This window comes from Bacillus sp. FSL R5-0434 (assembly GCF_038004745.1).
GTDB classification, from domain to species: Bacteria; Bacillota; Bacilli; order Bacillales; family Bacillaceae; genus Bacillus; species Bacillus halotolerans.
Genome location: NZ_JBBORV010000001.1, coordinates 1,210,343 through 1,237,340, shown reverse-complemented (window position 1 = coordinate 1,237,340; position 26,998 = coordinate 1,210,343). Strand labels below are relative to the sequence as shown.

The window sequence follows — 26,998 nt, the reverse complement described above, 5'->3', positions numbered from 1 at the left end:
GGGACTGCTTGATGGTGAATCTGCTTAGCGGGCAGTGATATGGAAACCTGAATCAACATGAAGATTTTCACCTGTGATGCCTCGGGACATATCGCTAAATAAAAATGCAGCTGTATCTCCCACCTCTTCAGGTGTAGTCGTGCGGCGTAGCGGCGCACGCTCTTCGATGTCTTTTAAGATGGAGTTAAAGTCACTGATGCCTTTAGCAGACAATGTTCTGATCGGACCGGCAGAAATGCTGTTAACGCGGATATTTTCTTTTCCTAAGTCAGCTGCTAAGTACTTCACACTTGCGTCAAGAGAAGCTTTCGCTACACCCATCACGTTGTAGTTCGGCATAACGAGCTCTCCGCCAAGGTAAGTCAGCGTTACGATGCTTCCGCCTTCAGTCATCATCGGACGCGCCGCTTTTGCGACAGCAGTCAGTGAGTATGAGCTGATGTTGTGAGCTAGAAGGAAGCCCTCACGATTTGTGTTTAAGTATTCGCCGACAAGCTCTTCTTTGTTGGCAAACGCGATACAATGCGCGATACCGTGAATCACACCGACCTGCTCCTTAATGCTTGCGAAACAAGTTTCGATTTCCGCGTCGTTTGTCACGTCGCAAGGAAGGATAATGGAATCGTTCCGCTCCAAAGTTCCAGCGAGTTCATGAACAGATTTCTCCAGGCGTTCACCTGCATATGTGAAAATCAATCGTGCGCCCGCTTCATGTAAAGAGCGCGCAATTCCCCAAGCGATACTGCGTTTGTTGGCTACTCCCATAACAACAATGTTGCGGCCTTCAAGTGAAAAATTCATATGTATAAAGCCTCCTATATTTGTTAAAGACATAGTATTAGTACCTGATCTTAATACCTATCATATCATAACCTTGTCCAGATGAAAAGCGCATACCAAAGTCAAACATGAAAGAGACCACCATAAGCAGGTGGTCTCATCGGTTTATTTTTATACTGTTTCGTTTAAAAGCGAAATGATTTGTCGGTCCGTGGCCCGATCCGATGCCGAGCGTATTTCCCACAGCTTCGCGGACAAAGTTGGCAGCAACCTCGAATGCCTGATGGATGCTGTCTCCTTTAGCGGTTTGGGCTGTTAAAGCCGCAGCAAAGGTGCAGCCTGTGCCATGCGTATGCTTCGTATCGATATAAGGATGGCTGATTTGCATAAACATGTTTCCATCAAAAAGAAGGTCAGTAATGTGATTGTCCTCAGGCTGGTGCCCGCCTTTGATAATCACATGCTGCGCACCCATCTTCACCAGCTGTTCCGCAGCTTTCTTCCGGTCATCAAGCGAACGGATCGCCATACCCGTCAGCGCTTCTGCTTCCGGCACATTCGGAGTGATCGCATAGCTTCTTGGAATCAGCAGCTCCTTCAGCGTAGCGATTGATTCATCCCGAAGCAAGGACGCCCCGCCCTTCGCGATCATAACCGGATCAACGATCACCCGGCTTAATTCGTATTGATCAATTTTCCTTGCCACTTCTTCAATCATTTCCGCATTCCAAAGCATTCCTGTTTTTACGGCGTCCGGTCTCAAATCCTCCGCCACAGCGTCAATTTGCTCTCTCAATGCCTCTGCAGTCAGCGGGTACACGCCGTGGACGCCAAGTGTATTTTGAGCAGTGACCGCCGTGATGGCAGACATTCCGAATACACCAAGCTCCTGAAAGGTTTTAATATCTGCCTGTATCCCCGCGCCGCCGCCTGAGTCAGAGCCGGCGATCGTCAAGGCTTTATATATACTCATCAAACTACACTCCTTTTATTACCCAATCCATTTATGATAGATGGATTTTGCCCTGGCAATATCATTTGTTCCGTGGATCAATGCTCTGCCGTCCCTAAACAGCACCATTTTCATGTCATCCGAGCGGCAGGAAATTAAATACTGATTCGCTGCTACTTCCAGCCCCGCCTGCCTCAGCTGCCCCGCCATCACGTCAAGATCTGCTTCTTTTGTGAAAGAGGATCTGATTTGCACCGTGTTTCTGCCGCACAATACTGCTGCTTTCGTTTGATTTTCATATGATAAAAACGGAAAATCCTTTGTGCCGCAGCTTGGACACGAGTCATCTTTAAGTCCCGCTGCTCCTACCTCTGACCGCTCATTTTTCCACAGATCAAAGGAGCGCAGCACAGGCTCGCATTCCTCTCCCGTCAGCAGTTTCAGGGCGTCTGTCACCTGAAGGACAGCAACCTGCAGAACAGCCGGGCTGATAATGCCGGCTGTGTCGCATGTCGCACCGCCAATCGGAAGAGTATCGAGTAAACAATGAAGGCAGGGTGTTACTCCCGGCAATACAGTAAACGTAAGACCGTAGCTCCCCACACAAGCGCCGTAAAGAAACGGAATGCCTTCTTTCACCGCAGCATCGTTCACAATGAGCCGGGTTTCAAAATTATCGGCGGCATCTACAATGATTGATGCGCCGCGAATCAGCTCCGATACGTTTTCTGCTGTGACATCCATGACAAGTCCGGTCACATCCACGTCACTGTTAATGGAACGAAGACGCTGCTCAGCAGCTGCTGCTTTCGGCAGTTCCTTTTTGACATCATTTTCTGTGTAAAGCTGCTGGCGCTGAAGATTGCTCCATTCGACGTAATCTCTATCGGCGATTTTCACCGATCCGACGCCCGCTCTCACCAGCATCTCTGCGCTGGCTGTTCCCAGTGCGCCGGCGCCGATGATCACAATGCGCGCCTCTCTCAGTTTCTTCTGGCCTTCGGGGCCGATTGGAGCAAACAGCTCCTGTCTGGAGTACCTGTCCGTCATACAGGAAGACCTTCTCCCGGACTGCTAGCCGTCCCATATGACTTGGCTGGAATGCGGCCTGCTTCATAAGATAGACGTCCTGCTTCTACCGCGAGCTTCATGGCGCGCGCCATTTTCACCGGATCGTTCGCACCTGATACGGCCGTATTCAGCAGTACGCCGTCCGCTCCAAGCTCCATTGCATATGCCGCATCTTTTGGCGATCCGATTCCGGCATCCACGATGACAGGCACTTTCGCCTGTTCAATGATAAATGACAGATTCAGAGGATTTAAAATCCCCTGTCCCGATCCAATCGGAGAAGCCCCCGGCATAATGGCATGAACACCAAGCTCTTCAAGCTTTCTCGCCAGTACCACATCATCCGAAGTGTACGGCAGCACAATGAACCCTTCTTCAAGAAGCTGTTCAGACGCTTTTAACGTTTCCACAGGATCGGGCAGCAAGGAGCGGCTGCACCCGATGACTTCGACTTTAATCATGTCACAAAGCCCGGATGCCTTCGCAAGCCGTGCAATTCGAACTGCTTCTTCCGCCGTGCTGGCGCCTGCTGTATTTGGCAGAAGCGTATATTTTGATAAATCAAGCTGCTCCAGAAAATTAGGCTGAGACGCTTCAAAGATATTCATTCTCCGCACAGCAAATGTTAAAATATCAGACTCTGAAACAGCCACCGCTTCCTTTTGAATGTCAAACGATGGATATTTTCCCGTGCCCAGCAGCAACCTTGATTGAAATTGTTTCCCGCCAATTGTTAGCATTCTCATCCGCCTCCTACAAAATGGACAATTTCGATGACATCACGATCAGAAAGCTCTACCTCGTGATATTGTTCTTTACCGATAATTTCTTTATTTCTTTCAACGATCACGATTTTATTTTCAAGCTGATAAGACGCAAGCAAATCCTGAATCGTACCTGTGTCTCTATCCCACTCAACTTGTTTACCGTTCAGCTGAAGCATCATATCTGAACCGCCTCCTTGCGATCAATTCGAAAGGCGTGCAGCCAGTCTGCCTTGACCTCTTTATTCATAATGAGATCACCGATTAAAGCACCCGTTGCAGGAGCAAGCAGAATCCCGTTTCTGAAATGGCCCGCCGCAAATAAAATGCGGCTGTCCTCAGGGTGTCTGCCAATGTATGGTTTTCCGTCCTTTGTCCCCGGACGCAGTCCCGCCCAAAAACGATCAACCTTCATATTCTGAATCGCCGGCAGCATCGTTTTCGCTTTTTCCATAACCGACTGAAGTCCGCCAAGATCCGGCTTATCGCTCCAATCACCAGGCTTCATCGTCGCGCCGACAACCAGTCTGCCGCTTTTTCTCGGTACGATATAGCAATGATCATGATAAAGTGTTTTTGTCAGCGGAATATCATCATTCCAAACAGACAGGCACTCTCCTTTTACAGGAAAAAATGACTGGTTCAACCCGAGCTGTTTAAAAAACATCCCGCTCCAGACCCCGCTGGCAACCACGACATGGTCCGCATGCACGTCACCGGAACCCGTTTTGATCAAAATGGATTCACCGCCACGTGCCACATCAAGAACGGGAGTATGCTCAAAAATATCCGTACCAAGCGCTTTAGCCGATTTAGCGTATGCCTTGCACACAAAATAAGGCTCAACATGAACATCGTCCTGAATAAAGCTCGCCCCGTAAATCTCACCGGCCGTATACGGCTCTTTTTCCAGCACTTCTTCTTTTGTATGCCAGCTGACAGTATGCAAATCGTCCATCCGTCTCAGGCGGGACACGTCTTCTTCGGAGAATGCAAGCTTAAACATACCGCCTTCATGCCTTCTGATATCAATGCCGGATAAGGCAAGTAGCTCCTCTCCAAGACCCTGATACAAACGCTGACTGTGCATGGCGAAATCAAAAAACGCATCCCGCTCCTCGCACTCAGCATGGGCGCCAAGCATCCCTGCCGCGGCGCTTGTTGTTCTGCTGCCGATTGTTCCGCTTTCAAGCAATGCGGTGTTTTTCTTTTCTTTTGCCAACTGATAAGCGATCGCGGAACCAATAATTCCGCCTCCAATGACAACTGCATCATAATGCCTTTTCATACTGAATCTCCTTTAGCTTGCGGGAATATCGTCTGGCAGCTTCCAAAGGATCATCGGAAGAAAAAATTCCGGACATGACAGCGATACCGTCTGAACCTGCTTGTTTCATTTCTCTTAATCTGGCAGGTGTCATTCCGCCAATTGCAATAACCGGAATCGAGATCCTCTGTTTGATTTCTGAAAGCAAAGACACGCCTCTGCCCTCAAGTCCTTGTTTGCAATCCGTTTCAAACACATGGCCGAACAAAACATAATCAGCGTCTTCCTTTTCTGCCTGAAGCGCTTCCTCAAGTGAATGCACCGATCGCCCAATGTGCAGGTGAGGAAATCTCGCTCTTACTTGTTTCGGCGAAAAGCTGCTGCTCGGCAGCTGAACGCGATGAATATTTGAAAAAAGCGCAATATCAACCCGGCCATTCATCACCAGCTTTTGCTTATCAACACCGCCTTCAGAAATAAGCTCCAGCAGTTTCAAAATGTCAGCCGCCGATTTAGACCGTTCACGAATATGGATGAAATCAACCTCATCCTGAATGGCTATAATTGATCTCGCTAGATCTTCAACCGGCTTGCGGTCATCAGTTATGGCGTGCAGCTCCAAGCCCTTCCACCTCTTTTACGCCGCTGTCTGACCAGCCTTCTTTTCGATAAGCCATTCCCCAGAACTGATATTCATAATAGCTGGAAATAACAAAATTCTCTTTCATCTTGGCACGCACTTCCTCGGTGCTGTTTTCCGCCAGCTCATCCAGGCGGTTAATTTGTTCTTCCACCTGCTGTCTGAACCAGTCACCGCCGTAGGTACCAATCCACTTCTGATAGATCGGATGCCCCGGATCACATGTCAGCAATTTCTCACCAACCTCATAATAAAGCCAATAGCACGGGAGAAGAGCTGCCAAGATTTCTGCAAAATTCCCGCTCAAGACCGAACGGTACATATGAGATGTATAAGAGTAAGCGGTAGGAGATGGCTTAAATGCCTTCTGTTCTTCCTCACTAATTTCCAAAAGCTCCGTAAACTCGCGATGAAGCGCCATCTCCGCTTCATATGTACCTTGAGCATGGCTGGCCATGCGTCCTGTTGTATAAAGATCCTTTGCATAAGCGGCACCGAACGATTGCACCTTTGCAAAATGAGTTAAATAGTAAGAATCCTGAAGCACGTAATATTTAAAGCGGTCGATCGGGAGAGTTCCGTCACCGATCCCCTGAACAAATGGATGGACAAAGCTGCCTTCCCACCATTCTGCGGCTGCACTGCGGCATTCTTCTGAAAACTTCACACGTCATTCCCCCTGTCTGTTAATAAAAAAACCACTTTCCCGCAAGGAAAAGTGGTTTGGAATTGGCATAGTTGTATAACACAAATACCGCTCCACTTCCCTACGCAGGTCTGAACCTGTTCAAGTTATGAGGGTCTAAAAGTCACACTTTTATCTCAGCCCTTATAAAGGACACCCCTAGTGGTTTTACGAATACATATTGAATTGTTCTGCACTTCTATATTAACACGAATCCTTATTTGGTCAAGATATTATCCTTCCAATGTTTTCTTAAGATCCGTTACGTACCCGCGTGATCCGGTGACAATTAAACGGTCTCCGATTTTCAGCCTTGTATCGCCGTGAGGAACAATGCTGTCGACACCTCGGAAAATCCTGACAAAAATCACATCGCCTGTTAAAGGGAATTCACGGAGAATCACGCCGTCGTATTTGCTGTTTTCCATATTAATTTGATACAGCGAGGACTCTTGGTTCGTGAGCAGTTTCATGACGCCAGGCGCTTCTATCAGCGCGCGAAGCAGCGTTTTGGTCGACAGCAAGATGGAAAAGATGCTGATGCCCTGCTCTTTCAATTTCGCTTCGTTCTCCGGTGATCCGGTGCTGGCAATGACTCTTTCTGTTCCTTTTTCTTTGGCGTATAATGCGATGTCTGTATTCATGTCTTCATCCCCTGTCGCCACTACAAGGATTTCTGTATCAAATATACCGAGTGATTCAAGGGTTTGATGCTCATAATCAGAAATCGTTTCGACGGAAAATACTGAGTCTGACAGCTTTTCCTCAGCGTTTTCTTGATAAACGTGCACGACACGCACTTCATACTCGCTCTCAGGCAATTCAAGTGTCACAGGCAGTGTCATTTGATTAGCGCCGATAAATGTGATCTTCTTTTTCTCCTCCGGCTGCTCCTGTTTTTTGTACAGCTTTTTAAAACCGACCGGCGTAAAAATACTTGCAATAACCGCCACCAGCGTAAGCGCTCCTGACATATTTGCGCTGATTACATGAAGCTGCTGGCCGATTGTCGCAGCGGCAATCACAAGAGAAAGCGTTGATGTCAGCAGGAAACCAGACGCCAATATTGTGCGGTTATCATACCATTTCTTCAAGTACAGGACAGGAAGAATTTTGCTTACTAACAGCGCCATAAGCAACAGCGGAATCATCACTAAAATTTTCGGGTCCTGAAAAAGTGTCCAAATATCCAATTTTACACCGACCATCACAAAGAAAATCGGTATTAAGAACCCGTAGCCGAAGGAATCAAGCTGCTGAACCAGTTCCTTGTTCGGCGAGAGCAGGGAAACAAGCACGCCCGCTAAGAAAGCGCCGAGAATATTTTCTGCCCCCAGTGATTCAGACAGAGCCACCAGTACGATAATTAAGGTGAAAATAGCACGAGTCCCGATCTGGATCGTCCCTTTTGACATGGATTGAACAAAAGAACGGTGTTTGAAGACCCGGCCGAAGAAGTAAAGCACTACTCCGGCTGCGAACAGGATCATCAAGAGCCACATGTTTCCGCTGTCCTCTCCGTATAGAGAAGAAAATACAGCAAGAAGAATCATAGTGACCAAGTCAGCAATCACAGCAACAAGCAGGATAATCTGCCCGATGTTTGAATCCATGATCCGTTCTTCCTTTAAGGTTGGAACAACAACACCTAACGAAATCGTAGAAATAATAAGCGTCATTAAAAAAGCATTTTGGATAAATCCGGCCAAGACGAACCCATAGGACAGCAGCAATGATAAAATAAAAATACCGATAAAAATAATGGATGCTGTGGCAAATGTATTGGGTGCTTCCTTGCCGTTTTGCAGAAACTGTTTTTTCTTTCCTCTCTCAAAGGATGAAAAATCAATTTCAAGCCCGCTTAAAAACATTAAAAAGATAAATCCCAGCATAGAGAGCGTCTGAAGCCAAGTATCACCCTCCACAACTAAATTAAGACCGCTTTTTCCTATAATCAATCCCATAATAATTTCAGCAACTACAACAGGAATGCTGAGTTTAAACCGATGCAAAAGGATGGGAGTTAAAAATGCAACGATAAGTACGACAACTAATGATGCGACAGATGTATGCGCCATAATCTGAACCTCCTTTTAAAAAAACATAACGCGATTTTAACAAGGGTGATGATGAAAAATAAAGTAATAAGGTCTCATTTTTTTTAGAAAATGATTCTTCTATAATTTGCACATAAAAGCTGGTGATGACTCACAGCAATTTGCTTCATAATAAATAAAATCATGAGTAAGGAGGATGCTGCATTGGCTTACTACGATATTATCAGCGATATTCATGGCTGCTACGATGAAATGACAGCCCTGATAGAAAAACTTGGATACACAATAAAAAATGGATTGCCTGTACATGATGAAGGCAGGATGCTTGTTTTTGCCGGGGATTTGACAGACCGAGGCCCTAAATCAATTGAAGTCATCCGCTTTGTAGCCGGCGCTTATGAACAAGGAGCAGTGCGTTATGTCCCGGGAAATCATTGCAATAAGCTGTACCGCTACTTAAAAGGAAATCCCGTTAAAGTGATGCACGGTCTTGAAACAACTGCGGCAGAGCTTAAAGCACTTTCTGAAGAAGAAAGAAGAAAAGTCAGCGAACAATTTATGAAGCTGTATGAAACTGCGCCGCTTTACGACATTTTACATAATGGGGAATTGGTTGTCGCCCATGCTGGCATAAAGGCTGACGATATCGGCAAAAACACAAGGAGAGTAAAGGACTTTGTACTTTACGGCGATGTGACGGGTGAAACGTATCCGGACGGCAGACCCGTCAGGAGGGATTGGGCCGCCGCCTATAACGGGAAAGCATGGGTTGTATACGGACACACACCTGTTAAAGAGCCCCGCATCATAAATCGCACCATTAACATTGATACAGGCTGTGTGTTTGGGAATGAACTGACGGCCTTGCGTTTTCCCGAACTGGAGACAGTCTCCGTTCCAAGCTCTATGCCCTATGACGAATCTAGATTTCGCCCCATATAAAAAAGGAGAGAATCGTTTTAATGATTCTCTCCTTTAACTAATTCTTGCATATCGTGCGGCAGAGCCGCATGAAACGTCATTTTCTCCTGCGTCAGCGGGTGGATAAACGACAGCTGCTCACTGTGCAGCGCCTGCCTGTCAATCTTTTGTCTCGTTCCGCCGTACAACGTATCGCCGCACAGCGGGTGTCCGAGATAGCTCATATGGACGCGAATCTGGTGGGTCCGCCCTGTCTCAAGCTGCAATGCCACCGAGGTTAAGTCATCTGTTATACGTGTGACACGAAAGTGAGTAACAGCCTTCTGACCGCCCGGTGTCACCATCCGTTCAATGATACTGTCAGGATGTCTGTCAATCGGGGCGTCTATCTTTCCCTCTGTCTCTGTCATACGTCCATGCACAACCGCAACATATCTGCGTTTCACAAGGCCGTTTTTTTGCGCCGACGATAAAATGGAGTGGGCAAAGCGATGTTTGGCAATCAGCATGACACCAGACGTGTCCCGGTCTAGCCGGGTGACAAGATGCACCGTGGCCCGCACTCCGTTTTTTTGGTAGTGATGGATGATGCCATTTGCTATGCTTCCCGCCGGGTGCTCTCGCGACGGAATAGATGACACATACGGCTGTTTGTTTATCACAAGCACGTGTTCATCCTCATACAGAATATCGAGCGGAACTGGCTCGGCCAAAAGCGTCTCGCTCACCTGTTCCTCAGGAAACTTTACAACCAGAAGGTCTCCCTCTCTCAATACGTATTTAACAGTCACATGCTCACCGTTAATGAGAAGATCACCTCCGCTAAACTTGATGTCGGTCAGCAGACGTTTAGAAATCCCCAGCTCGCCCGTATATTCCTTTAAAGTCATTCCGTCTTCAGCGGAAGTGATGTTCTTTTCAATAATAAATTGCTCCACGATACGTCCTCTTTCTACTCACCTTTTCCAATAAATGAATCCTGGACTCTTTTCCAAAACGGAAACGGACGGAATCTTGCAAATCTTACATTTTCGGATGCAACCTGGCAGCGGATGGACTTTACATCCTTATGAAGCAGAGTTAAATGGTCAATTGTTACTTGAAAGTCAACTTCGTTTCTCGGTTTAATCATGCAATCATGATGGGAAGGGAGAAGGAGCGGTGATCCGACCGTCCGGAATACGCGGTTATTGATAGATGCCATTTCCGCCAGCTGAATCGCTCTGATGGATGGATGGATAATCGCTCCGCCCAGCGCTTTATTATAGGCTGTGCTCCCAGAAGGCGTTGACAGGCAAAGGCCGTCGCCTCGGAACGTTTCAAAGAGCTGCCCTTTGATTTCCACATCCGCCACAAGGCTTCCTTCTATGCTTTTAATCGTACATTCATTTAACGCCAAATATCTTTCCTCTCGCTCATTTTCATGATAGGTCACTATCACTTCAAGGAGCGGATACTCCACAGTATGATACGGTGTTTTCGCAATTGCGAGCACGAGTTTTTCAATTTCATGAGGAACCCAGTCCGCATAAAACCCAAGATGACCCGTGTGAACGCCGACAAAAGCTGTTTTATCTAACCTGTCGCTGTATCTGTGAAAAGCGTATAACAGCGTCCCGTCGCCCCCGACTGAAATGACGATTTCCGGTTCATTTTCATCCAGTTCCATGTCAAAATCCAATAAATACGCCTGTATTTTGCTTTTCAGCGTATCAGAAACATTATCTCCTTTTGACGATACGGCAAATTTCATGCTTTTTCTTCCCCTTTACCTATTGATGCTCGCTTCCTTTTTTCTTTCTAGAAAAGGCAGCTTGAGCTTCCTGTATTTCACCCTTGATCTCCGACATCTCTTCATCAAGCCGTGAAGCCGCTTCAGAAGCGCGCTGAAGCCTCAGTTTTACTTTTTCAGGAATGTTTCCGCTGTATTTATAATTTAATGAATGCTCAATGGTCGCCCAAAAATTCATCGCCAGCGTACGGATCTGTATTTCAACAAGAACATGTTTCTCTCCGGATATCGTCTGCAAAGGATACATTACGACAAGATGATATGACCGATACCCGCTCTCTTTATGTTCTGCAATATAATCTCTCTGATCCACAACGGTGAAATCTTTTCGGGCAAACAGCATTTCCTTTACAAATTGGATGTCATCGACAAATTGGCACATGATCCTAAGGCCTGCGATATCCTGCATGGTTTCAATTTCATGTAACGGTATGCTTTTCCGTCTGGCTTTTTCGAGTATACTCGCCACAGGCTTGACGCGTCCTGTCACAAACTCAATTGGTGAATGGTCATCCTCATATTCATAAAGCGTGCGGATCCCCTTGAGCTTCACTTTTAATTCTTCAACAGCCTGGCGGTACGGCACTAAAAAACGCTCCCATTGCTTGTCATCCATCATACATCCCCCAATTCAGCACCAGTTTCTATAGAAATACGCGTTTCACTTTTTCTTCCATTTCTTCTCCATAGTTCGCATTATCTTTAATATTTTCTAAAAGATACTCCAGCTCCTCATAGAGGCCTGACAGCTCAATGCTTTCCTTCCCTGCCTCTAAAACAATCGGTTTTCTTTGATCATGGGCCTGCTTCAGTTCAGGCCATATATGTTCCTTTATCATGACATATTCAAAAGAATCAGCTAATTCAAGTATGTATACAAAAGCAATGTTGTCAGAATCAACAAGCATTTGACCTGACGGCTTGCGTTCTGCTTCGTTTCCTTCTGTCTCACAGGTAAGGCGAAGCTCATCATCCGATAGTGTTGCATTTAAGATTTCGATTCTGTTTTGCATAATGCTCTCCTTTATAAACAAAGTACAGATTCATTTTATCATATCAAGCTCGATATTGATAAACCTAACATCTAAAGAGATAATAGTAAAAATGAGATTTACAGAGCTGAAAGGAAGACAATCATGAGCCAAGAAATTGAAATTGAATTTAAAAATCTGCTGACAAAACATGAATTTGAAAACATAGCTGCAGCACTGCACTTGACAGAAAAAGAATTTACAAATCAAGAGAATCACTATTTTGATACAAACAGCTTCGCACTGAAACAAAAACATGCGGCGCTTCGAATACGCAAGAAAAATGGCGAGTATGTGCTGACGTTAAAAGAACCGGCTGAAGTTGGACTTCTGGAAACCCACCAGAAACTTTCCGGCGTATCCGACTTTACACGTTTCACGATTCCGAAAGGCCCTGTCGAGGACCAGCTGAAGAAGCTTCACATCGATACAGACGCCATTCATTATTTTGGATCTTTAGCAACAAATCGTGCAGAAAAAGAAACAGAAAAAGGTTTAATAGTTTTAGATCACAGCCGATATTTAAATAAAGAGGATTATGAAATCGAATTTGAGGCGGCTGACTGGCATGAAGGCAAACTGGCCTTTGAAAAGCTGCTTCAGCAATTCAGTATTCCTCTGCGCGAAACCAAAAATAAAATTCAGCGTTTTTATGAAGAAAAACGAAAGTCTATATAAGGTGGAATGACATAGTGAACGTAACGAATTGGGCGGCTCTCCTTCAGCTTCAGGCATTACAGTCTATATCAAATGCAAGCAGCACGGGCAGTCAGAGTGCCGAAAGCCCGCTTTCAAGCTTCAGCTCCTTGCTCAGCCAATATACAAATGGACTGTCCCAGCAAACAACAGCGTCAGCAGCATCTTCAAGCCCGCTCAGCCAGCTGAACAGCGTTTACGGGACATCGCCGTCACTGCTTTCAGCTTACGGGCTTACCTCCTATTCAAACGGCAATGTCGCCCAAATGACAAAAGCGAGTGAAAGCACTGAAACAGCTGCTGTTGATGTCTCCTCAAACAAACAAGAGGATAAAACCGTCAGCTCGGGTGACTTCTCAATCGACAGCGCTATAAAAAAAGCCTCTGACAAATACGGAGTCGATGAAAAATTAATCCGCGCTGTCATTAAACAGGAATCAGCCTTTAATGCAAAAGCCGTCAGCGGTGCAGGCGCAATGGGCTTAATGCAGCTGATGCCGTCAACAGCAACCTCACTTGGTGTTTCCAATCCGCTTAATCCGCAGCAAAACGTTGAGGGCGGAACGAAGTATTTAAAACAAATGCTGGATAAATATGATGGCAATGTATCCATGGCGTTAGCAGCTTATAACGCCGGACCGGGAAACGTTGATCGATACGGAGGCATTCCGCCTTTCAGAGAAACTCAAAACTATGTAAAAAAAATAACAGCAACCTATTACGCGTAACCGGAGCGGCTCTTGCCCTCCGGTTTTTTTGCGGAGTGAAATCTTACACATTCATGATTTGTATGTGATATGATATGAAATACAAACCCGGCTCTAAAGCCGAACCCTGTCTTCAAGCACATAAAAGGCAGTTTGTTTGTAGAAATGATGCCTTGTTGCTAAAATAAATCATAGATGAATTGAAATAAATACAGAAAATAACTTTTTGCAATAGGAATTATGATTCCTATTAGCCATATTTAAAGGAGTAGTCAACATGGGACAATCGTTTAACGCACCTTATGAAGCGATTGGAGAAGAACTTCTATCGCAACTTGTTGATACTTTTTATGAGCGTGTCGCGTCTCATCCTTTGCTTAAGCCCATATTTCCGAGCGATTTAACAGAAACGGCCAGGAAACAGAAGCAATTTTTGACACAGTATTTAGGCGGGCCTCCCCTTTATACTGAGGAACACGGCCATCCCATGCTCAGGGCAAGACATCTTCCCTTTCCAATTACAAACGAGAGGGCCGATGCGTGGCTCAGCTGTATGAAAGACGCAATGGACCATGTAGGACTAGAGGGCGATATTCGTGAATTTTTGTTTGGCCGGCTGGAGTTGACAGCAAGGCATATGGTGAATCAAACAGAAGCGGAGGATCGATCATATTGACAAACTATCAGCATGAGCAATACTTCGCCCATTGCCACGGCCATCCAAAAAAACCGCTGGAAATATACATGTTTGTTGACCCTTTATGTCCCGAATGCTGGTCCTTAGAGCCTGTCATAAAAAAAATGAAAATCAGATACGGACGTTTTTTTACCTTACGCATCATAGCATCCGCAAGCCTTACAGCGTTAAATAAGAAACGCAAAAAGCATCTTCTGGCAGAAGCCTGGGAAAAGATCGCTAGCCGCTCCGGTATGCCGTGTGACGGCAGTGTATGGTTTGAGCAAGATCAGCCGCTCTCTTCTCCATATATGGCCGCTCTCGCATTTAAGGCAGCCGAACTTCAAGGAAGAAGAGCCGGTATGCAATTTCTTCGGAATATGCAAGAGAGTCTGTTCGTTTCGAAGAAGAATATTACGGATGAAAACGTGCTTTTGGAAATAGCGTCAAAAACAAGCCTAGATCTCGAGGAATTTCAAAAAGACCTTCACTCCCAAAGCGCGGTAAAGGCGCTTCAATGTGACATGAAAATCGCGGCTGAGATGGATGTTACAGCCACACCGACGCTGACGTTTTTTAATACGCAGCATGAAGACGAAGGACTTAAGGTCCCCGGCAGCTATTCATATCATGTATATGAAGAAATCTTATTTGAGATGCTTGGCGACGAGCCGAAGCCGTCAGAAACACCGCCTCTGGAATGTTTTATTGAATATTTCCGTTTCGTTGCCTCTAAGGAAATCGCTCTTGTATATGATTTGAGTCTTGAAGAGGTAGAAAAGGAAATGAAAAAATTGGCGTTTGCTAAAAAGGTTGCCAAAGTAGAGGCCAAGCATGGAATGTTTTGGCAGTCCCTCACCAGCAGTTCTGATGAATACCAATCATGTGAAAAATAGCCGCAGGCGTGTATATGCTTGAGGCTGTTTTTTTGCGCAAAAATCAAACATATGTTCCGTTCAAAGCACTAAAGAAACCGCGCCGGGATAAGCGCGGTTTCATATGTCTTAACGACAACAAAGGGGATGGGAGAAATTTTTCACGGTCAAACAAAGGGGTAATGTTTGTTTGTGATCAATTTCACATCCTTATCATATCAAAAGTTGTCGACTGTTGACAACCATTAAGCTTAATGTTCATATTTTTGTCACAAAACATAACTGACAGATTTCATTCATATGCTTGTAAGGAACAAGGACGAGGAGGATCGCCATGATGTTTAATGTGATCTCAATTGTGTGCATTGTTGTTTTTTTCTGTTTAAATTTATTAGCTATGATGCATATGCTGCCTCTTTACATTACATCCCCTCTGCTGTTTCTCTCTATTCTGTTTACCTTGTACCGCCTGAACCATCGGAAAACCTTTAAAGGATTTTAAAAAGCCTGTGCATCATTTATGCACAGGCAATTTTTTTAAGACTGCTTTACTTTTAACAGCAGTTCTTCCATCTCAACAAGTTTTTCCTCAAACATTTTGCACGCAGCTTCAATCGGTTCTGGAGACGTCATATCAACGCCCGCTTTTTTCAGGATGTCGATCGGATATTGTGAGCTGCCCGCTTTCAGGAAGTCAATATAACGGTCAACCGCAGGCTTGCCTTCCTTCAAAATTTGGCTGCTTAACGCCTGGGCCGCACTGTACCCTGTCGCATACTGATATACATAGTAGTTGTAATAGAAATGCGGAATCCTTGACCATTCAAGTCCGATTTCTTTATCAATCACCATGTCGTTTCCGAAATACTTTTTATTCAGATCATAATATACATTGGTCAGGAGCTCAGGTGTCAGCGGCTCTCCTTCTTGCGCTTTTATATGGATAAGATGTTCAAATTCTGCAAACATCGTTTGTCTGAAGACGGTTCCTCTAAAGCCCTCAAGCATATGGTTGAGAATATATAAACGCTGTTTTTCGTCCTCTAAATTGTTCAGCAAATATTCACCAAGCAGCGCTTCATTTGTCGTGGAGGCAACTTCCGCGACAAAGATGCTGTAATTGCCGTAAGGATATGGCTGGTGTTTTCTCGTATAGTAGCTGTGAACAGAGTGGCCGAACTCATGGACCAGCGTAAAGAGATTATTGACGTTATCATGCCAGTTCATTAAAATATACGGATTTGTGCCGTATGTTCCAGAAGAGTAAGCGCCGTTACGTTTCCCTTTATTTTCATAAACATCAACCCAGCGGTTTTCAAGCCCCTCTTTTAAGATAGAGCGGTATTCTTCTCCTAAAGGTGCAAGCCCCTTTAGCATATAATCTTTAGCTTGTTCGTACGTAACCTTCATCCCCGCATCCTTCACAAGCGGTGTATACAGATCATAGATATGCACTTCATCCAGCTCAAGCACTTTCTTTCTCAGTGCAATATAACGATGCAGCAGCGGAAGATGCTTGTTAATCGTTTTGACGAGATTGTCGTATACCTCTTCAGGGATACTGTTGTTAGAAAGCGCAGCTTCTCGTGCTGATTTGTACTTTTTCATTCTTGCGTAGAAGTTGTCTTTTTTCACAGTCCCGCTCAAGGTAGTCGCCATTGTGTTTTTATATTGGCCGTATGTTTTATATACAGCGTCGAACGCATTTTTGCGGACTTCGCGGTTTTCGCTTTCTAAGAAATTAATAAAATTGCCGTGAGTGATCTGTTTTTCATTTCCCTCTTCATCTGTAATAGATGGGAATGTAATATCGGCATTATTTAACACGCTGAACGTATTTGACGACGAAGACAGCACCTCAGAAGCTTCAGCCAGCAGCGCTTCTTCCTTCTCGCTCAGCACGTGCGGGCGTTCCTTTGTGATTTCTTCAATCGCGTGTGAGTAAAGCTTCAGCTCTTCTTTTTCAAGAATAAACTGCTGCAGTTTGTCTTCCTCTATGGATAAAATCTCCGGAACAAGATAGGCTGTTGCGCTTGCGGCCTGTGTATACAGATTTCCAGCCTTATCATTAAGCCCCTGATAAAAGGAGTTCCCGGTATCTTGGTCTGAGCGCATATGCGCGTATGTGTAAAGTTTGCCCAAACGCTCCATCACCTTATCTTGGTAAGTAAGGGCTTCGTATAAATGATCAGCTGAATCAGCCAGCTTGCCTTTATACTTAGATAAATCCGGTATTAATTCTTTGACAGCTTGAAATTCTTTATTCCAGGCCTCATCACTAGGAAAAATATCCTCTAGTCTCCATGTGTCCTCTACCTTTACCTCGCTTCGGTCAGGCAGTTGATTAGCTTTTTTTTCCTCAGCCATGGTGATCCCCCTCGTTTTCTTTGATTCAAGCCAATTGAAAAAACGGTTGTTTCTCAATAAACTTGTGTTGTGAATATCTTCCGGTTTTTCACTGCCATTTGTCAAATCATATGCAGTTATGAAGAGAACGAATGCCAAAAAAGCAGTAAAAACACGAAAAACCTTTCCTTTTGTGCTTCTCACAACCAGCCCACCACCTTTGTCTTAGGTTGAGCCAAATCAGGAAAACTCATTCGATAAAACAGCTTCTGTCTTTTTCAATGAGATCCTGTAATGATTGGCTGCGCTTTGCGGGCTGATTCAGCACATATACTTCTTTCTGAGTCTCCCTCAAAAATCCCTTCTTGCACAAAAACTCAATGTACTGTTTAACCGCCTCAATGAAATCCTGATTCCTGTATACGCCTCTTAGCAAAATGTTCTTTTTATGAATGTGTATTTTGCAGTGCTGCAAAACGGCTGAAAAGCGAATAGGCGCATGTTTGTATCCAAGATCCGTAATAAACAGATAAAGATAGCCCTGCCATACAAAAACGGGACTCTTAAAAACAGCTCCTTTCTTTACAGGAACAAACACCTCTGTCGGAAGAAAAGAGAGAGGTGTTTGCCGTTTTTCATAAAACAGAAGCCTGATCCGATTCATATCTTTAGAGAGAAAGCGATGAGTTTTGCGGCGAAAACGGAGAATGGCTCCTGTCCAATCTGAGTGCTTAAACGACGAATCTGGTTCAGTGCAAAATAAATCTTCAGCCGCTGCCTGGCGGATTGGAATCGTTTGGACGGAGCAGTAAAAATGGGTTGTGTAAAACGGGATCATGCGGCTGAGCCTCAGGAAAGAATGTGTTTCGGGGCAGTAACATAACAGATCGCTGTTCGGACTGGCATTGATAAACTGCCAATGGAAAGCGGACAGCTGGTAAAAGGATGATGATGTCCGTTTTAAGCGGCTGCCTCCAAGAATCCACTGCGGTATCATTCCTGCTTGTTTGAAACCGGCTGTTCTTTTTTGAAAGACATCTGGAGCGAGAGTCGCGCATTGGTATTCAACTGCAAGCGTATCACCCTTTACTTTTGCCAAGATGTCGGGCCTTTGTTTAATCTCTTTCACGTACGGCTCTAAGAGCGGGGAAGACTTTTGCGTTTTCAGCCATACATAAAGCTGCCGTTTTCCTTCTAAGTGATAGGCGCTCTCAGGTTCTATGTCTATCGTGCAGGACTTGTTCTGTTTATGGGCAAAATGCGGCGCTTTCTGAGACCCTAGCTTCACATCGAGCTCCTCTGCACACACCGGGCAGAAAAACCTGGTCTGCTTTAATTGTTCTCTCCTCTGCCTGCCTATGAGGTGAAACACTTGGCCGTCTTCTGTCACAGCACTAAACAATTGTCATCTCTCCTTTCCAGATTCATAACTCTTTCTGGAAATAACCGATGAACTCCTGTTCGCTGATGTTTTGCCTCTATGTATGTTTTTGATTTTCCAGCTTCAATATGTTGTTTTGAAATAGAAAAAAACCGATTTCCGTCAAGAAATCGGTCTGCTATGATGCAAAGTGTTTTTTTATCGTTTCAAGAGCGTGCTCTGATACAACCAGCTTGCCGTATTCTTCAAGACGGTGTATGCTGATTGAGGATTCAGACGCGTACTCCAACAGGATGCTTAGCTGATTTTCAACCTCTTCATCAGTCAAATTGTAAAAATCCACATATAAATAATATCGGTTCTCAAACGAATATAAAGTCGTTTTACTTCCGTTAACGTTTAATTTAGATAGAGAAATTACATCTTCGAAGTCATCAAACCGCAAGACAAATTGAAGCTTTTGCTCCTTCTCTTCCTGATTGACTTCTTGCTCTTCTTTTTGAAAATCATCCAGCAAGGCGTCAAGATCCTCAGATGCTGGTTCTTGCTTTTTATCCTCAGGAATCGGCAGTTCGAGCTTTTGTCCGTCTTTGGAAAGCTGGGCTTTGGTGACGATAATTTCTAATCCTTTGTCCAGTGCCTGAACTTGAATCCAAAGAGGACCTTCAACAGCGAATTCCTCTTCCTCATGAACTTCATCCATAACTTCCCAGAATAGTTCTTCACTGCGCTCACGGTTATACCAAATTTCTTCTCTGTCAAAACCGCGATCTTCAATATCTCCATAAGACATATAAAATTTTACTGTATGCTCGTTAATTCTTTCAATTTCCATTTGCCAACCTTCCCTTCTATATAAGATGTTGAAGGGACATCTAAGCTCCCGATTAATAGTACTTTACTACACTTTACCCATTCCGTCCACATCTTAACCTTGAACCAAGGCAAGTGTGAATTCCTTTGTATTTCTATTTTATGATAAATCAGTCACAAAAGAAATAAAAATGCATCTTTGGCCAAAAAATGGCTTGTCTTCCGCACCGCTATCATAAATTGCGTCCCGCTTCATATATTAGTGGTACAAGCGATGGAACGAAAGCGAGGTGCCGATTCATGGAGCATGACTATCTGATATCGCTGCTGCTTATCGTCGGAATTGATCTGATTCTCGGCGGCGATAATGCAGTCGTGATCGCCATGGCCAGCCGAAATTTACCGGACAAGCAAAGACAGCAAGCCATTATTCTCGGAACATTTATCGCCGTTGCGATGAGAATTGGATTAACAAGCGCAGCGGTTTATCTTTTGAATATTCCTTTCCTGCAATGCGCTGGCGGAATTTTCCTTCTATATTTGGGATACCAGCTATTAATTGAAAAAAAAGACGCCCAGCATGTCAAAAGCAGCACCTCTCTGTGGAAAGCCATACGAACAATTGTACTCGCAGACCTGTTTATGTCGCTGGACAATGTTATTGCTGTCGCAGGAGCGTCGCACGGTGAGCTTTCTCTCGTTATGATTGGTCTGTGTGTATCGGTGCCGGTAATTATTTGGGGCAGCAAACTTATCCACATCGCGCTTGAGAAAATACCTTTATTGATTTATGCGGGAAGCGGATTATTGGCTTATACAGGCGGAGAAATGATTGTCCGGGATAAAAAGCTGTCTTTTTTTATGGCTCAGCACGGCGCCGTTGAAGCGCTTCTCCCCATTTTAACCGTCGTCTTTGTCATCCTTGCCAGCATTTATTATCAGCAGGTTGAAAAATAAAAGAAGGCTGATGTCTCAGCCTTCTTTTTAACGTGCGATCTATTAGTTTGCCAAACGCTGTGCTTCTCTTAATTGGAAAGAGCGGACTTTTCTTGGCAGGAAACGTCTGATTTCGTCTTCGTTGTATCCGACCTGCAAACGTTTTTCATCGATGATGATCGGGCGGCGAAGCAAACCTGGGTGCTCGTTGATCAAGCGGTACAAGTCTTGCAGCGGCATTGATTCAACGTTCACATTCAATTTTTGGAATACTTTTGAACGGGTTGAGATGATCTCATCTGTTCCGTCCTCAGTCATTCTTAAGATTTGTTTTATTTCATCAATTGATAAAGGTTCAGAGAAAATGTTTCTTTCTACATAAGGAATCTCATGCTCCTCGAGCCACGCTCTCGCCTTTCTGCATGAAGTACAGCTTGGTGATGTGTATAATGTAACCATTCATCTTCACTCCTCTAATTAGTAGGATGAACATCTATTTTATTCTTAAATTGAAATTACTCTAAAAAAGGAATCTTTATAGGTATTATACTATAAAAAAGTAAGTGTGAACAGTGTCCTAAGAAAAAAATGTGTCAATCCAGCAAATTTTTATTTTATTCATGTGTTTGCATTCTCAATTAGCTTAACTCATCGAAAATATTTTTTTGCTTTTCTTCATCAATGAGTGTCAGGACTTCATCCGTTTTTTCGTATGATTCCCCGTACCATTTCTCATCTTTATAAGTATGAATGTTTTCATATGTCTGTTTCATGGCTTCAAGAATTTCTTCTTCTGATTCTGTTTTCGGTGACCAGTACAGAATCTCCATCTTGTTGACTTCATTCGTAGCCAATGACCGGCGCCGGTACCCAATTGACTGAGCATGCTTAAAATGCTCTCTTTGATAAAATCTCAGGCGTTTTTCTGTATCAGCATCATCTTCGTCCACAGGCTCCACCTCAAGCAATATCGGCTTATTTTTCTTTTTCAGCTTGGCAATCAGTTTGCCGCCAAGCCCCTGCCCTCTTGCATCTTTTGACACATACAGATAATCAACGAAGATAAAAGATTCAAATTCCGCAAACATTAAAATATGATGCTTGCCTTCGTCTTTATGATAAATATCGCTTCGCTCTTTCAAGAGAGCTTCCATATGCGCTTTTGATTTCAATTCTTCAATTGGAAAGTACTCGCTAAGCTTTTCGTACCAGTTCATTGATTTGCTCCTTATGAGTTCGTTGTCTTCATACTTTTAGATATACCCCATTTCTTCTTGTTTAAACAGCCTTACATCTATAAAGACGTACGAACGTTCCGCATGGTTTCATTTTTTTTCGGCAAGTAAGACGATTCGTCGTTCCACCGGAGATGTTTGTCATGCTCAATTCGCGTGTTTTTCCCGTTTGTAACGACTCAGGCCGGGCTGTGCCAACGCAATCAAAAAAGTCATGCCATATAATACACCCGCCGAAATAAAAGCTGTTTTTGCACCAGCAGCATCAGCCAGCAGTCCCATGATGGAATAAGTAACACCAGACCAAGGAGTCAACAGCGCGTTTTTGGCAGCCATGATCCCGATGCGCTTATGTGCCGGAATGACCTCCTGCAATACGGTTTCCTGACAAATATCTCTGACCTGATAAAAAGGCCCCATCGCCGCGCAAGCCAGGGCGCATAAAAATGGCAAGGGAGAAACCGCAAAGAAAAATGTCAGCACTGACATTACAAGTGAGCTGAATATAATCGCGTACCCCATGTTTCGCTCAAAAAATGCAGAAAAATGGATGGCGATGACACTGCCGATCATAGCACCTATAAAATAAGAAGCGTTAAAGATTCCCCACCACACTTCTGTTTCATGCAGAACAGCCACTGTAAAAGCCAAAAGAATGGCAGATGACCAAACTGAGCCGGCAAGAGCTTCTATCATGTCCATTGCAGTGATGTCTCTTACAATCGGGGTTGTCATCAAATCCTTCCATACACTTCTGGCAGATGCTGTTTCAGCTGTTCTTTTCATTCCTTCATCGTTCACATGAAGCAGGCTGATGAAAGCTCCGGAAAAGACAAACAGGCATATGGCACTGCCGACAACGAACTCAAAAGATACAGCATATGTAAGAAAACCTCCAAGTCCCCAGCCAGCTGTTAAAAACAATTGATTAGCGAGTGAAATCACGCCGTTCGCTTTCACGTAATGCTCTTTTGAAACAATGACAGGCAGCAGCGCGAACCTTGCCGGCTGAAAAAAGGCGCCCGAAAATGAAAAACAAAAAACAAACAGCAGCGTCATGATCAAGGAGGAAATTCCGTTTTGGCTGACACTGTATGCGATTAGCATCGCAAAGACCGCTCTCAGCAGACTTGCACCGGCAAGCACCTTTTTAAAACCAAGCTTATGGAGTGCATCTGAAATGCAAAAGCTTGCCGCAACACTTGCAAACGACATGAATGATAAAATAAGACCCGAAAAAAAGACAGAATCGGTCATTTGATAGACCCTTACCATTAAAACGATTGTCACCAGTACTCCAGCTAAAGATTGCAGAGATTGCGACAGAAGCAGCGCAAAGACATTTTTCTGATGAATAATTTGAATAGTGTCCGCCTCCGTTTTTCCTCTAATTGTAAAAGATATGACTCTTACTTTCTATCAGCCTGTATAAAAAAATCCTTCAAAACATTTGTTTTGAAGGATTTTCAACTTATTATGAGTAGGCTTTAAATTCTTCTTCCGTGCACATCACAAAATGACCTGGTTTTACTTCACGGAATTCCATCTTTTCTCCATCCTTTAGCCGATGCACGGACGGATCGTATTTCTGGCGGACACGATTTCTCTCATAATCCGGGTCAGGAAGCGGAATGGCAGAAAGCAATGATTTTGTATACGGGTGTAGCGGGTTTTCGTAAAGTTCATCTGCCGGCGCAAGTTCAACCAGCTTTCCGAAATACATCACTCCGATACGATCGCTGATGTATTTGACCATTGATAAATCATGGGCGATAAACAAGTAGGTGAGCCCTTTTTCCTTTTGGAGTTCTTTCATTAAGTTCACGACCTGTGCCTGAATAGACACATCCAATGCAGAAATCGGTTCATCCGCGATAATAAATTCAGGATCAACGGCAAGAGCTCTCGCGATCCCGATTCTTTGCCGCTGTCCGCCGGAAAATTCATGCGGATAACGGTTGGCATGCTCCTTGTTTAAACCCACTGTTTGCAGGAGCTCATGAACCCGCTGCATACGCTCTTTCTTCGTTTTTGTCAGCTTATGAATGTCGAGGCCTTCTGCAATAATATCTGCGACTGTCATTCTCGGATTCAGCGATGCATATGGGTCCTGGAAAATCATTTGCATTTTGCGGTTGAATTCGAGCAGCTTTTTGCGGGATTTTTTACCGTGAACATTTTCACCGTTAAACAGCACCTCGCCATCAGTTGCTTCGTACAGCCGAATGATACTTCGGCCTGTTGTCGATTTTCCGCAGCCAGATTCACCAACCAGACCTAATGTTTCGCCCCTATAGATATCAAACGACAGGTCATCTACGGCTTTAACCGTTCCTCTCGGCGTAACAAAGTGCTGTTTTAAATGTTTGATTTCTAATAGTTTTTCCGTCAATTTATTCACCTTCTCTCACTAAGACAGGTTTTTGATACGTATTCGCCAGCGTCCGCATTTTCGCTTTTACCGTTTCAGGCGGCTCTACCTTTGGCGCATCAGGATGAAGCAGCCACGATTTCACATAATGAGTATCGGAAACCTTAAACATTGGCGGCTCCTGTTCAAAATCAATTTTCATCGCATATGGACTCCGGAGCGCAAAGGCATCTCCCTTTGGAGGATTTGTCAAATCAGGCGGCGTGCCCGGGATTGCCGTCAGCTGTTCGTCTCCTGAGCTGTCAAGTGTCGGCATGGATGCCAGCAGTCCCCAAGTATACGGATGTCTCGGATCGTAAAAAATCTCGTCTACCGTACCGGTTTCTACAATCTGTCCCGCGTACATGACAGCGACCCGGTCAGCAACGTTAGCCACAACACCGAGATCGTGAGTGATAAAGATGATGGACGTGTCGATTTTCTTTTGCAATTCTTTCATCAATTCAAGAATCTGCGCTTGGATGGTCACGTCAAGAGCAGTTGTCGGCTCATCGGCAATTAACAGCTTCGGATTCGCCGCAAGTGCCATCGCAATGACAACACGCTGTCTCATCCCGCCTGAAAACTCGTGCGGAAATTGGTTGACCCGTTTTTCCGGCATTGGGATACCTACTAAATCAAGCAGCTCAACAGCACGTTTTTTCGCAGCTTCCTTTGAAATGTTTTCGTGTTTAAAAAGCACTTCCGTAATTTGTTTACCGACTTTCATTGTCGGGTTTAAAGAGGTCATCGGATCCTGGAATATCATTCCGATCTCTTTCCCCCGTACATTTTGCATCTCTTTTTCGGACAGCGGCACTAAATCCTTGCCGTCAAATAAAATCTCACCGCGTTTAAAATAACCCGGAGGCATCGGTATCAGCTTCATGATCGCTTGAGATGTCACACTTTTTCCGGAGCCTGACTCCCCGACGATTGCTAATGTTTCTCCTTTATTCAGATGGAAATTCACTCCGCGGATCGCCTGGACCTCTCCGCCGTATGTTTTAAATGAAATCGCTAAATCTTTTACTTCTAATAGGCGTGTCACCCGTATCACTCCCTTATTTACGTAACTTAGGATCCAGTGCGTCTCTTAATCCGTCACCGACAACGTTAAAACCAAACATGGTAATGCAGATAAAACCGGCAGGGAAAAACAAACGCCACGGATAATAGGTCAATGCAGGCAATCCGTCAGAAGCCATCGTTCCCCAGCTTGCAAGAGGAGCCGGAACACCAAGTCCTAAATAGCTTAAAAAGGCTTCTGTAAAAATCGCGGTTGGAACAGTTAGTGTCATCGTGACTAAAATAGAGCCCATTGCGTTCGGCACGATATGTTTAAACAGCAAACGGGATGTTTTCGCCCCGAGTGTCTGCGACGCAAGCACGTATTCCTGGTTCTTCAGCTGCAGCACTTGTCCGCGAACGATTCTGGCCATGTTAATCCAGCCCGTAATCGTCATGGCAATAATAATCGTTAACAGCCCTTTCGGAAGAACGACCATCAGCAGGATAACCATTAATAATGAAGGAACAGCCCAAAGGATATCTGCGATACGCATCATAATCTCATCTGTTCTGCCTCCGCGGAACCCTGAAATACTGCCCCAAATCACACCGATCAGCAAGTCAAGAACAGCGGCCGCGACACCGATAAAGATTGAAATTCGCGCACCTACCCATGTACGGACGAAAATGTCCCTTCCTAGATCATCAGTCCCGAACCAGTGATCCTTTGAAGGCGGCTTATCCGCATTTAAGAGATTGGTAGTCGAATAATCATATTTTGAGAAAACAGGCGCAAAAATCGCCATGAGAATAATGAGAACAATAATAACAAGCCCGACCATCGCAAGCTTATTGCTGCGGAAGCGTAACATCGCATCTTTCCAGAGGGAAAGGCTCTTTTTACTTATTTTCTCAGCATCGCCGGCATTCGCTGCGGCTGGTTCAAACATGTTTTTTGGAATGTTCTGCATGGCCTAGGCTCCTTTCTTTGCTTTGGAAAGCTTAATTCTTGGATCAATAATGCCGTATAACACGTCTACGATTAATACACATAACAGCAGGATGACACTGAAGAACACCGTTACACCCATAATGACTGTATAATCACGGTTTGTAATACTGTTAACAAAGTGTGCACCAAGCCCCGGGATACCAAAAATAGTTTCAATGATAAAGCTTCCAGTTAAAACTTGAGCGGCCATAGGGCCCATATATGTAACGACCGGCAACAGCGCGTTTCGGATGGCGTGCCGCACTGTAACTGCAGGACGCGACAGCCCTTTTGCTTTCGCTGTGCGAATATAATCACTGTTTAACACTTCGATCATGCTTGAACGGGAAAGTCTGGCAATAAACGCCATCGGCATGGAAGCAAGTGCGATGGAAGGCAAAAAGGTGTATGACCAGGACTCCCACCCCGCGACCGGAAACAGCTCAAGCTTCATGGAGAACACATATTGCAGCACAGCCGCCATGATAAAGCTCGGAACTGAAATACCAAAGATCGTTAAAATCGCGACGGTATAATCCTGCCATTTATTATGATAAAGGGCTGCAATCACCCCAAACAGTACACCAAACGCTAAAGCGAGGAGAATAGCTTCTGCTCCAAGAGTGAATGAAACGGGGAAACCTGAACTGATCAGGTCGTTAACACTCTGACCTTTATATTTAAATGACGGTCCGAAATCCCACATTGCAACTGATTTCAAATAGCTCGCATATTGTACAAACAGCGGCTTGTCCAGGCCATAATGCGCATTTAAGTTTGCTTCAATTTCAGGCGGAAGCTTTTTCTCACCTGAAAATGGCCCGCCCGGTGCTGCTTGCATTAAGAAGAATGTCACGGTTACAATCACAAATAATGTGATAATCATATAGACTAAACGTCTTCCGATGTATTTTAGCAAGGGGGAACACCTCCATGGTTTTTACATTTTTACAATCCATCA

31 protein-coding genes and 1 riboswitch are annotated in these 26,998 nt (G+C 44.6%); of the genes, 7 read left to right on the top strand and 24 right to left on the bottom strand.

The window, feature by feature from the left end; translation table 11 throughout:
* Positions 1-24: 24 nt before the first annotated feature.
* From fabI to NYE43_RS06315, 9 genes are all read right to left on the bottom strand, one after another.
* Complete coding sequence (gene fabI / locus NYE43_RS06355) at positions 25-801, bottom strand: enoyl-ACP reductase FabI (RefSeq protein WP_024120941.1); 777 nt, start codon at positions 799-801, stop codon at positions 25-27.
* Between the two features lie 136 nt (positions 802-937).
* A complete protein-coding gene (thiD, locus tag NYE43_RS06350; RefSeq protein WP_101860798.1) occupies positions 938-1,753 on the bottom strand; it encodes a bifunctional hydroxymethylpyrimidine kinase/phosphomethylpyrimidine kinase in 816 nt (271 codons plus the stop codon).
* An 18-nt stretch (positions 1,754-1,771) separates the two neighbouring features.
* Complete coding sequence (gene thiF, locus NYE43_RS06345; RefSeq protein WP_341061324.1) at positions 1,772-2,782, bottom strand: thiazole biosynthesis adenylyltransferase ThiF; 1,011 nt, start codon at positions 2,780-2,782, stop codon at positions 1,772-1,774.
* Complete coding sequence (gene thiG / locus NYE43_RS06340; RefSeq protein WP_185848074.1) at positions 2,779-3,549, bottom strand: thiazole synthase; 771 nt, start codon at positions 3,547-3,549, stop codon at positions 2,779-2,781. The genes thiF and thiG overlap by 4 nt, the downstream gene beginning before the upstream one ends.
* Positions 3,546-3,746 (bottom strand): sulfur carrier protein ThiS, encoded by a 201-nt coding sequence (gene thiS / locus NYE43_RS06335; protein WP_081638285.1) that lies wholly within the window; start codon positions 3,744-3,746, stop codon positions 3,546-3,548. The genes thiG and thiS overlap by 4 nt, the downstream gene beginning before the upstream one ends.
* Positions 3,746-4,855 carry a glycine oxidase ThiO gene (thiO, locus tag NYE43_RS06330; protein WP_103672302.1) on the bottom strand — a complete coding sequence of 370 codons (1,110 nt, stop codon included), beginning with the start codon at positions 4,853-4,855 and terminating at the stop codon, positions 3,746-3,748. Before thiO ends, thiS begins: the two co-directional genes overlap by 1 nt.
* On the bottom strand, positions 4,839-5,456 hold the full coding sequence (tenI, locus tag NYE43_RS06325; RefSeq protein WP_198097489.1) for a thiazole tautomerase TenI: 618 nt from the start codon (positions 5,454-5,456) through the stop codon (positions 4,839-4,841). Before tenI ends, thiO begins: the two co-directional genes overlap by 17 nt.
* Positions 5,434-6,141, bottom strand: coding sequence for a thiaminase II (gene tenA, locus NYE43_RS06320; protein WP_101860802.1), 708 nt, complete (start codon positions 6,139-6,141; stop codon positions 5,434-5,436). Before tenA ends, tenI begins: the two co-directional genes overlap by 23 nt.
* Positions 6,142-6,221: 80 nt before the next feature.
* Positions 6,222-6,330, bottom strand: a riboswitch (TPP riboswitch).
* A 62-nt stretch (positions 6,331-6,392) separates the two neighbouring features.
* Positions 6,393-8,237 carry a monovalent cation:proton antiporter family protein gene (locus NYE43_RS06315; protein WP_044156372.1) on the bottom strand — a complete coding sequence of 615 codons (1,845 nt, stop codon included), beginning with the start codon at positions 8,235-8,237 and terminating at the stop codon, positions 6,393-6,395.
* Between the two features lie 183 nt (positions 8,238-8,420).
* Between NYE43_RS06315 and prpE the strand changes: the two genes are divergently transcribed.
* On the top strand, positions 8,421-9,158 hold the full coding sequence (gene prpE / locus NYE43_RS06310; protein ID WP_024120932.1) for a bis(5'-nucleosyl)-tetraphosphatase PrpE: 738 nt from the start codon (positions 8,421-8,423) through the stop codon (positions 9,156-9,158).
* A 17-nt stretch (positions 9,159-9,175) separates the two neighbouring features.
* Here prpE and NYE43_RS06305 read toward each other — a convergent pair whose 3' ends face one another.
* From NYE43_RS06305 to NYE43_RS06290, 4 genes are read right to left on the bottom strand one after another with little or no spacing between them, the layout of a single operon-like run.
* Positions 9,176-10,075 carry an RluA family pseudouridine synthase gene (locus tag NYE43_RS06305; RefSeq protein WP_198097491.1) on the bottom strand — a complete coding sequence of 300 codons (900 nt, stop codon included), beginning with the start codon at positions 10,073-10,075 and terminating at the stop codon, positions 9,176-9,178.
* A gap of 14 nt (positions 10,076-10,089) precedes the next feature.
* The gene (locus tag NYE43_RS06300; protein ID WP_010333761.1) at positions 10,090-10,890 is read right to left on the bottom strand and encodes an NAD kinase; all 801 of its coding nucleotides are present in this window, start codon (positions 10,888-10,890) and stop codon (positions 10,090-10,092) included.
* Positions 10,891-10,909: 19 nt separating this feature from the next.
* Positions 10,910-11,545, bottom strand: coding sequence for a GTP diphosphokinase (gene yjbM / locus NYE43_RS06295; RefSeq protein ID WP_024120930.1), 636 nt, complete (start codon positions 11,543-11,545; stop codon positions 10,910-10,912).
* A 28-nt stretch (positions 11,546-11,573) separates the two neighbouring features.
* Positions 11,574-11,942 carry a UPF0738 family protein gene (locus tag NYE43_RS06290; RefSeq protein ID WP_024120929.1) on the bottom strand — a complete coding sequence of 123 codons (369 nt, stop codon included), beginning with the start codon at positions 11,940-11,942 and terminating at the stop codon, positions 11,574-11,576.
* Positions 11,943-12,065: 123 nt separating this feature from the next.
* Here NYE43_RS06290 and NYE43_RS06285 point away from each other — a divergent pair, with 123 nt between their 5' ends.
* The 5 genes from NYE43_RS06285 (at position 12,066) to NYE43_RS06265 (ending at position 15,416) form a co-directional block, all read left to right on the top strand.
* The gene (locus tag NYE43_RS06285; protein ID WP_024120928.1) at positions 12,066-12,638 is read left to right on the top strand and encodes a CYTH domain-containing protein; all 573 of its coding nucleotides are present in this window, start codon (positions 12,066-12,068) and stop codon (positions 12,636-12,638) included.
* A 14-nt stretch (positions 12,639-12,652) separates the two neighbouring features.
* Positions 12,653-13,384, top strand: coding sequence for a lytic transglycosylase domain-containing protein (locus NYE43_RS06280; protein WP_268498316.1), 732 nt, complete (start codon positions 12,653-12,655; stop codon positions 13,382-13,384).
* Positions 13,385-13,640: 256 nt separating this feature from the next.
* Positions 13,641-14,039: a globin domain-containing protein gene (locus NYE43_RS06275; protein WP_010333756.1), complete on the top strand. Its 399-nt coding sequence runs from the start codon at positions 13,641-13,643 to the stop codon at positions 14,037-14,039.
* The gene (gene spxH, locus NYE43_RS06270; protein ID WP_024120926.1) at positions 14,036-14,935 is read left to right on the top strand and encodes a protease adaptor protein SpxH; all 900 of its coding nucleotides are present in this window, start codon (positions 14,036-14,038) and stop codon (positions 14,933-14,935) included. The genes NYE43_RS06275 and spxH overlap by 4 nt, the downstream gene beginning before the upstream one ends.
* A gap of 313 nt (positions 14,936-15,248) precedes the next feature.
* Positions 15,249-15,416, top strand: a complete 168-nt coding sequence (locus tag NYE43_RS06265; RefSeq protein ID WP_024120925.1) for a hypothetical protein — start codon at positions 15,249-15,251, stop codon at positions 15,414-15,416.
* A 35-nt stretch (positions 15,417-15,451) separates the two neighbouring features.
* Here NYE43_RS06265 and pepF read toward each other — a convergent pair whose 3' ends face one another.
* The 4 genes from pepF to NYE43_RS06245 form a co-directional block, all read right to left on the bottom strand.
* Entirely contained in the window at positions 15,452-17,281 is a 1,830-nt protein-coding gene (gene pepF / locus NYE43_RS06260) for an oligoendopeptidase F (RefSeq protein ID WP_341061314.1), read from the bottom strand.
* Between the two features lie 229 nt (positions 17,282-17,510).
* Complete coding sequence (locus tag NYE43_RS06255; RefSeq protein WP_213418515.1) at positions 17,511-18,662, bottom strand: competence protein CoiA family protein; 1,152 nt, start codon at positions 18,660-18,662, stop codon at positions 17,511-17,513.
* 157 nt (positions 18,663-18,819) lie between these two features.
* Positions 18,820-19,476 (bottom strand): adaptor protein MecA, encoded by a 657-nt coding sequence (gene mecA / locus NYE43_RS06250; protein WP_024120921.1) that lies wholly within the window; start codon positions 19,474-19,476, stop codon positions 18,820-18,822.
* Positions 19,443-19,568 (bottom strand): hypothetical protein, encoded by a 126-nt coding sequence (locus NYE43_RS06245; protein ID WP_120698858.1) that lies wholly within the window; start codon positions 19,566-19,568, stop codon positions 19,443-19,445. Before NYE43_RS06245 ends, mecA begins: the two co-directional genes overlap by 34 nt.
* A gap of 186 nt (positions 19,569-19,754) precedes the next feature.
* Here NYE43_RS06245 and NYE43_RS06240 point away from each other — a divergent pair, with 186 nt between their 5' ends.
* Positions 19,755-20,411 carry a TerC family protein gene (locus tag NYE43_RS06240; protein ID WP_044156385.1) on the top strand — a complete coding sequence of 219 codons (657 nt, stop codon included), beginning with the start codon at positions 19,755-19,757 and terminating at the stop codon, positions 20,409-20,411.
* A gap of 42 nt (positions 20,412-20,453) precedes the next feature.
* On the opposite strand, the gene spx is transcribed toward NYE43_RS06240, so the two are convergent.
* The 7 genes from spx to oppB all read right to left on the bottom strand — a co-directional run bounded on the left by spx (position 20,454) and on the right by oppB (position 26,956).
* Positions 20,454-20,849 (bottom strand): transcriptional regulator Spx, encoded by a 396-nt coding sequence (spx, locus tag NYE43_RS06235; RefSeq protein ID WP_024120919.1) that lies wholly within the window; start codon positions 20,847-20,849, stop codon positions 20,454-20,456.
* 179 nt (positions 20,850-21,028) lie between these two features.
* Positions 21,029-21,607 (bottom strand): GNAT family N-acetyltransferase, encoded by a 579-nt coding sequence (locus NYE43_RS06230; protein ID WP_010333747.1) that lies wholly within the window; start codon positions 21,605-21,607, stop codon positions 21,029-21,031.
* Positions 21,608-21,772: 165 nt separating this feature from the next.
* The gene (locus NYE43_RS06225) at positions 21,773-22,990 is read right to left on the bottom strand and encodes an MFS transporter (protein WP_326323284.1); all 1,218 of its coding nucleotides are present in this window, start codon (positions 22,988-22,990) and stop codon (positions 21,773-21,775) included.
* 109 nt (positions 22,991-23,099) lie between these two features.
* Positions 23,100-24,017 carry an oligopeptide ABC transporter ATP-binding protein OppF gene (oppF, locus tag NYE43_RS06220; RefSeq protein WP_024120917.1) on the bottom strand — a complete coding sequence of 306 codons (918 nt, stop codon included), beginning with the start codon at positions 24,015-24,017 and terminating at the stop codon, positions 23,100-23,102.
* A 1-nt stretch (position 24,018) separates the two neighbouring features.
* On the bottom strand, positions 24,019-25,095 hold the full coding sequence (gene oppD, locus NYE43_RS06215; RefSeq protein ID WP_341061312.1) for an oligopeptide ABC transporter ATP-binding protein OppD: 1,077 nt from the start codon (positions 25,093-25,095) through the stop codon (positions 24,019-24,021).
* 4 nt (positions 25,096-25,099) lie between these two features.
* Positions 25,100-26,017 carry an oligopeptide ABC transporter permease OppC gene (oppC, locus tag NYE43_RS06210; protein WP_024120915.1) on the bottom strand — a complete coding sequence of 306 codons (918 nt, stop codon included), beginning with the start codon at positions 26,015-26,017 and terminating at the stop codon, positions 25,100-25,102.
* Positions 26,018-26,020: 3 nt separating this feature from the next.
* Positions 26,021-26,956: an oligopeptide ABC transporter permease OppB gene (oppB, locus tag NYE43_RS06205; RefSeq protein WP_044156389.1), complete on the bottom strand. Its 936-nt coding sequence runs from the start codon at positions 26,954-26,956 to the stop codon at positions 26,021-26,023.
* Between the last annotated feature and the right edge of the window lie 42 nt (positions 26,957-26,998).

What these genes read in the sequence shown, in the direction of transcription:
- fabI (WP_024120941.1), bottom strand. Translation starts at nt 801, where the DNA reads ATGAATTTTTCACTTGAAGGCCGCAACATTGTTGTTATGGGAGTAGCC.
- thiD (WP_101860798.1), bottom strand. Translation starts at nt 1,753, where the DNA reads ATGAGTATATATAAAGCCTTGACGATCGCCGGCTCTGACTCAGGCGGC.
- thiF (WP_341061324.1), bottom strand. Translation starts at nt 2,782, where the DNA reads ATGACGGACAGGTACTCCAGACAGGAGCTGTTTGCTCCAATCGGCCCC.
- thiG (WP_185848074.1), bottom strand. Translation starts at nt 3,549, where the DNA reads ATGAGAATGCTAACAATTGGCGGGAAACAATTTCAATCAAGGTTGCTG.
- thiS (WP_081638285.1), bottom strand. Translation starts at nt 3,746, where the DNA reads ATGCTTCAGCTGAACGGTAAACAAGTTGAGTGGGATAGAGACACAGGT.
- thiO (WP_103672302.1), bottom strand. Translation starts at nt 4,855, where the DNA reads ATGAAAAGGCATTATGATGCAGTTGTCATTGGAGGCGGAATTATTGGT.
- NYE43_RS06315 (WP_044156372.1), bottom strand. Translation starts at nt 8,237, where the DNA reads ATGGCGCATACATCTGTCGCATCATTAGTTGTCGTACTTATCGTTGCA.
- NYE43_RS06300 (WP_010333761.1), bottom strand. Translation starts at nt 10,890, where the DNA reads ATGAAATTTGCCGTATCGTCAAAAGGAGATAATGTTTCTGATACGCTG.
- yjbM (WP_024120930.1), bottom strand. Translation starts at nt 11,545, where the DNA reads ATGGATGACAAGCAATGGGAGCGTTTTTTAGTGCCGTACCGCCAGGCT.
- NYE43_RS06290 (WP_024120929.1), bottom strand. Translation starts at nt 11,942, where the DNA reads ATGCAAAACAGAATCGAAATCTTAAATGCAACACTATCGGATGATGAG.
- NYE43_RS06285 (WP_024120928.1), top strand. Translation starts at nt 12,066, where the DNA reads ATGAGCCAAGAAATTGAAATTGAATTTAAAAATCTGCTGACAAAACAT.
- NYE43_RS06275 (WP_010333756.1), top strand. Translation starts at nt 13,641, where the DNA reads ATGGGACAATCGTTTAACGCACCTTATGAAGCGATTGGAGAAGAACTT.
- NYE43_RS06265 (WP_024120925.1), top strand. Translation starts at nt 15,249, where the DNA reads ATGATGTTTAATGTGATCTCAATTGTGTGCATTGTTGTTTTTTTCTGT.
- pepF (WP_341061314.1), bottom strand. Translation starts at nt 17,281, where the DNA reads ATGGCTGAGGAAAAAAAAGCTAATCAACTGCCTGACCGAAGCGAGGTA.
- mecA (WP_024120921.1), bottom strand. Translation starts at nt 19,476, where the DNA reads ATGGAAATTGAAAGAATTAACGAGCATACAGTAAAATTTTATATGTCT.
- NYE43_RS06245 (WP_120698858.1), bottom strand. Translation starts at nt 19,568, where the DNA reads ATGTGGACGGAATGGGTAAAGTGTAGTAAAGTACTATTAATCGGGAGC.
- NYE43_RS06240 (WP_044156385.1), top strand. Translation starts at nt 19,755, where the DNA reads ATGGAGCATGACTATCTGATATCGCTGCTGCTTATCGTCGGAATTGAT.
- spx (WP_024120919.1), bottom strand. Translation starts at nt 20,849, where the DNA reads ATGGTTACATTATACACATCACCAAGCTGTACTTCATGCAGAAAGGCG.
- NYE43_RS06230 (WP_010333747.1), bottom strand. Translation starts at nt 21,607, where the DNA reads ATGAACTGGTACGAAAAGCTTAGCGAGTACTTTCCAATTGAAGAATTG.
- oppC (WP_024120915.1), bottom strand. Translation starts at nt 26,017, where the DNA reads ATGCAGAACATTCCAAAAAACATGTTTGAACCAGCCGCAGCGAATGCC.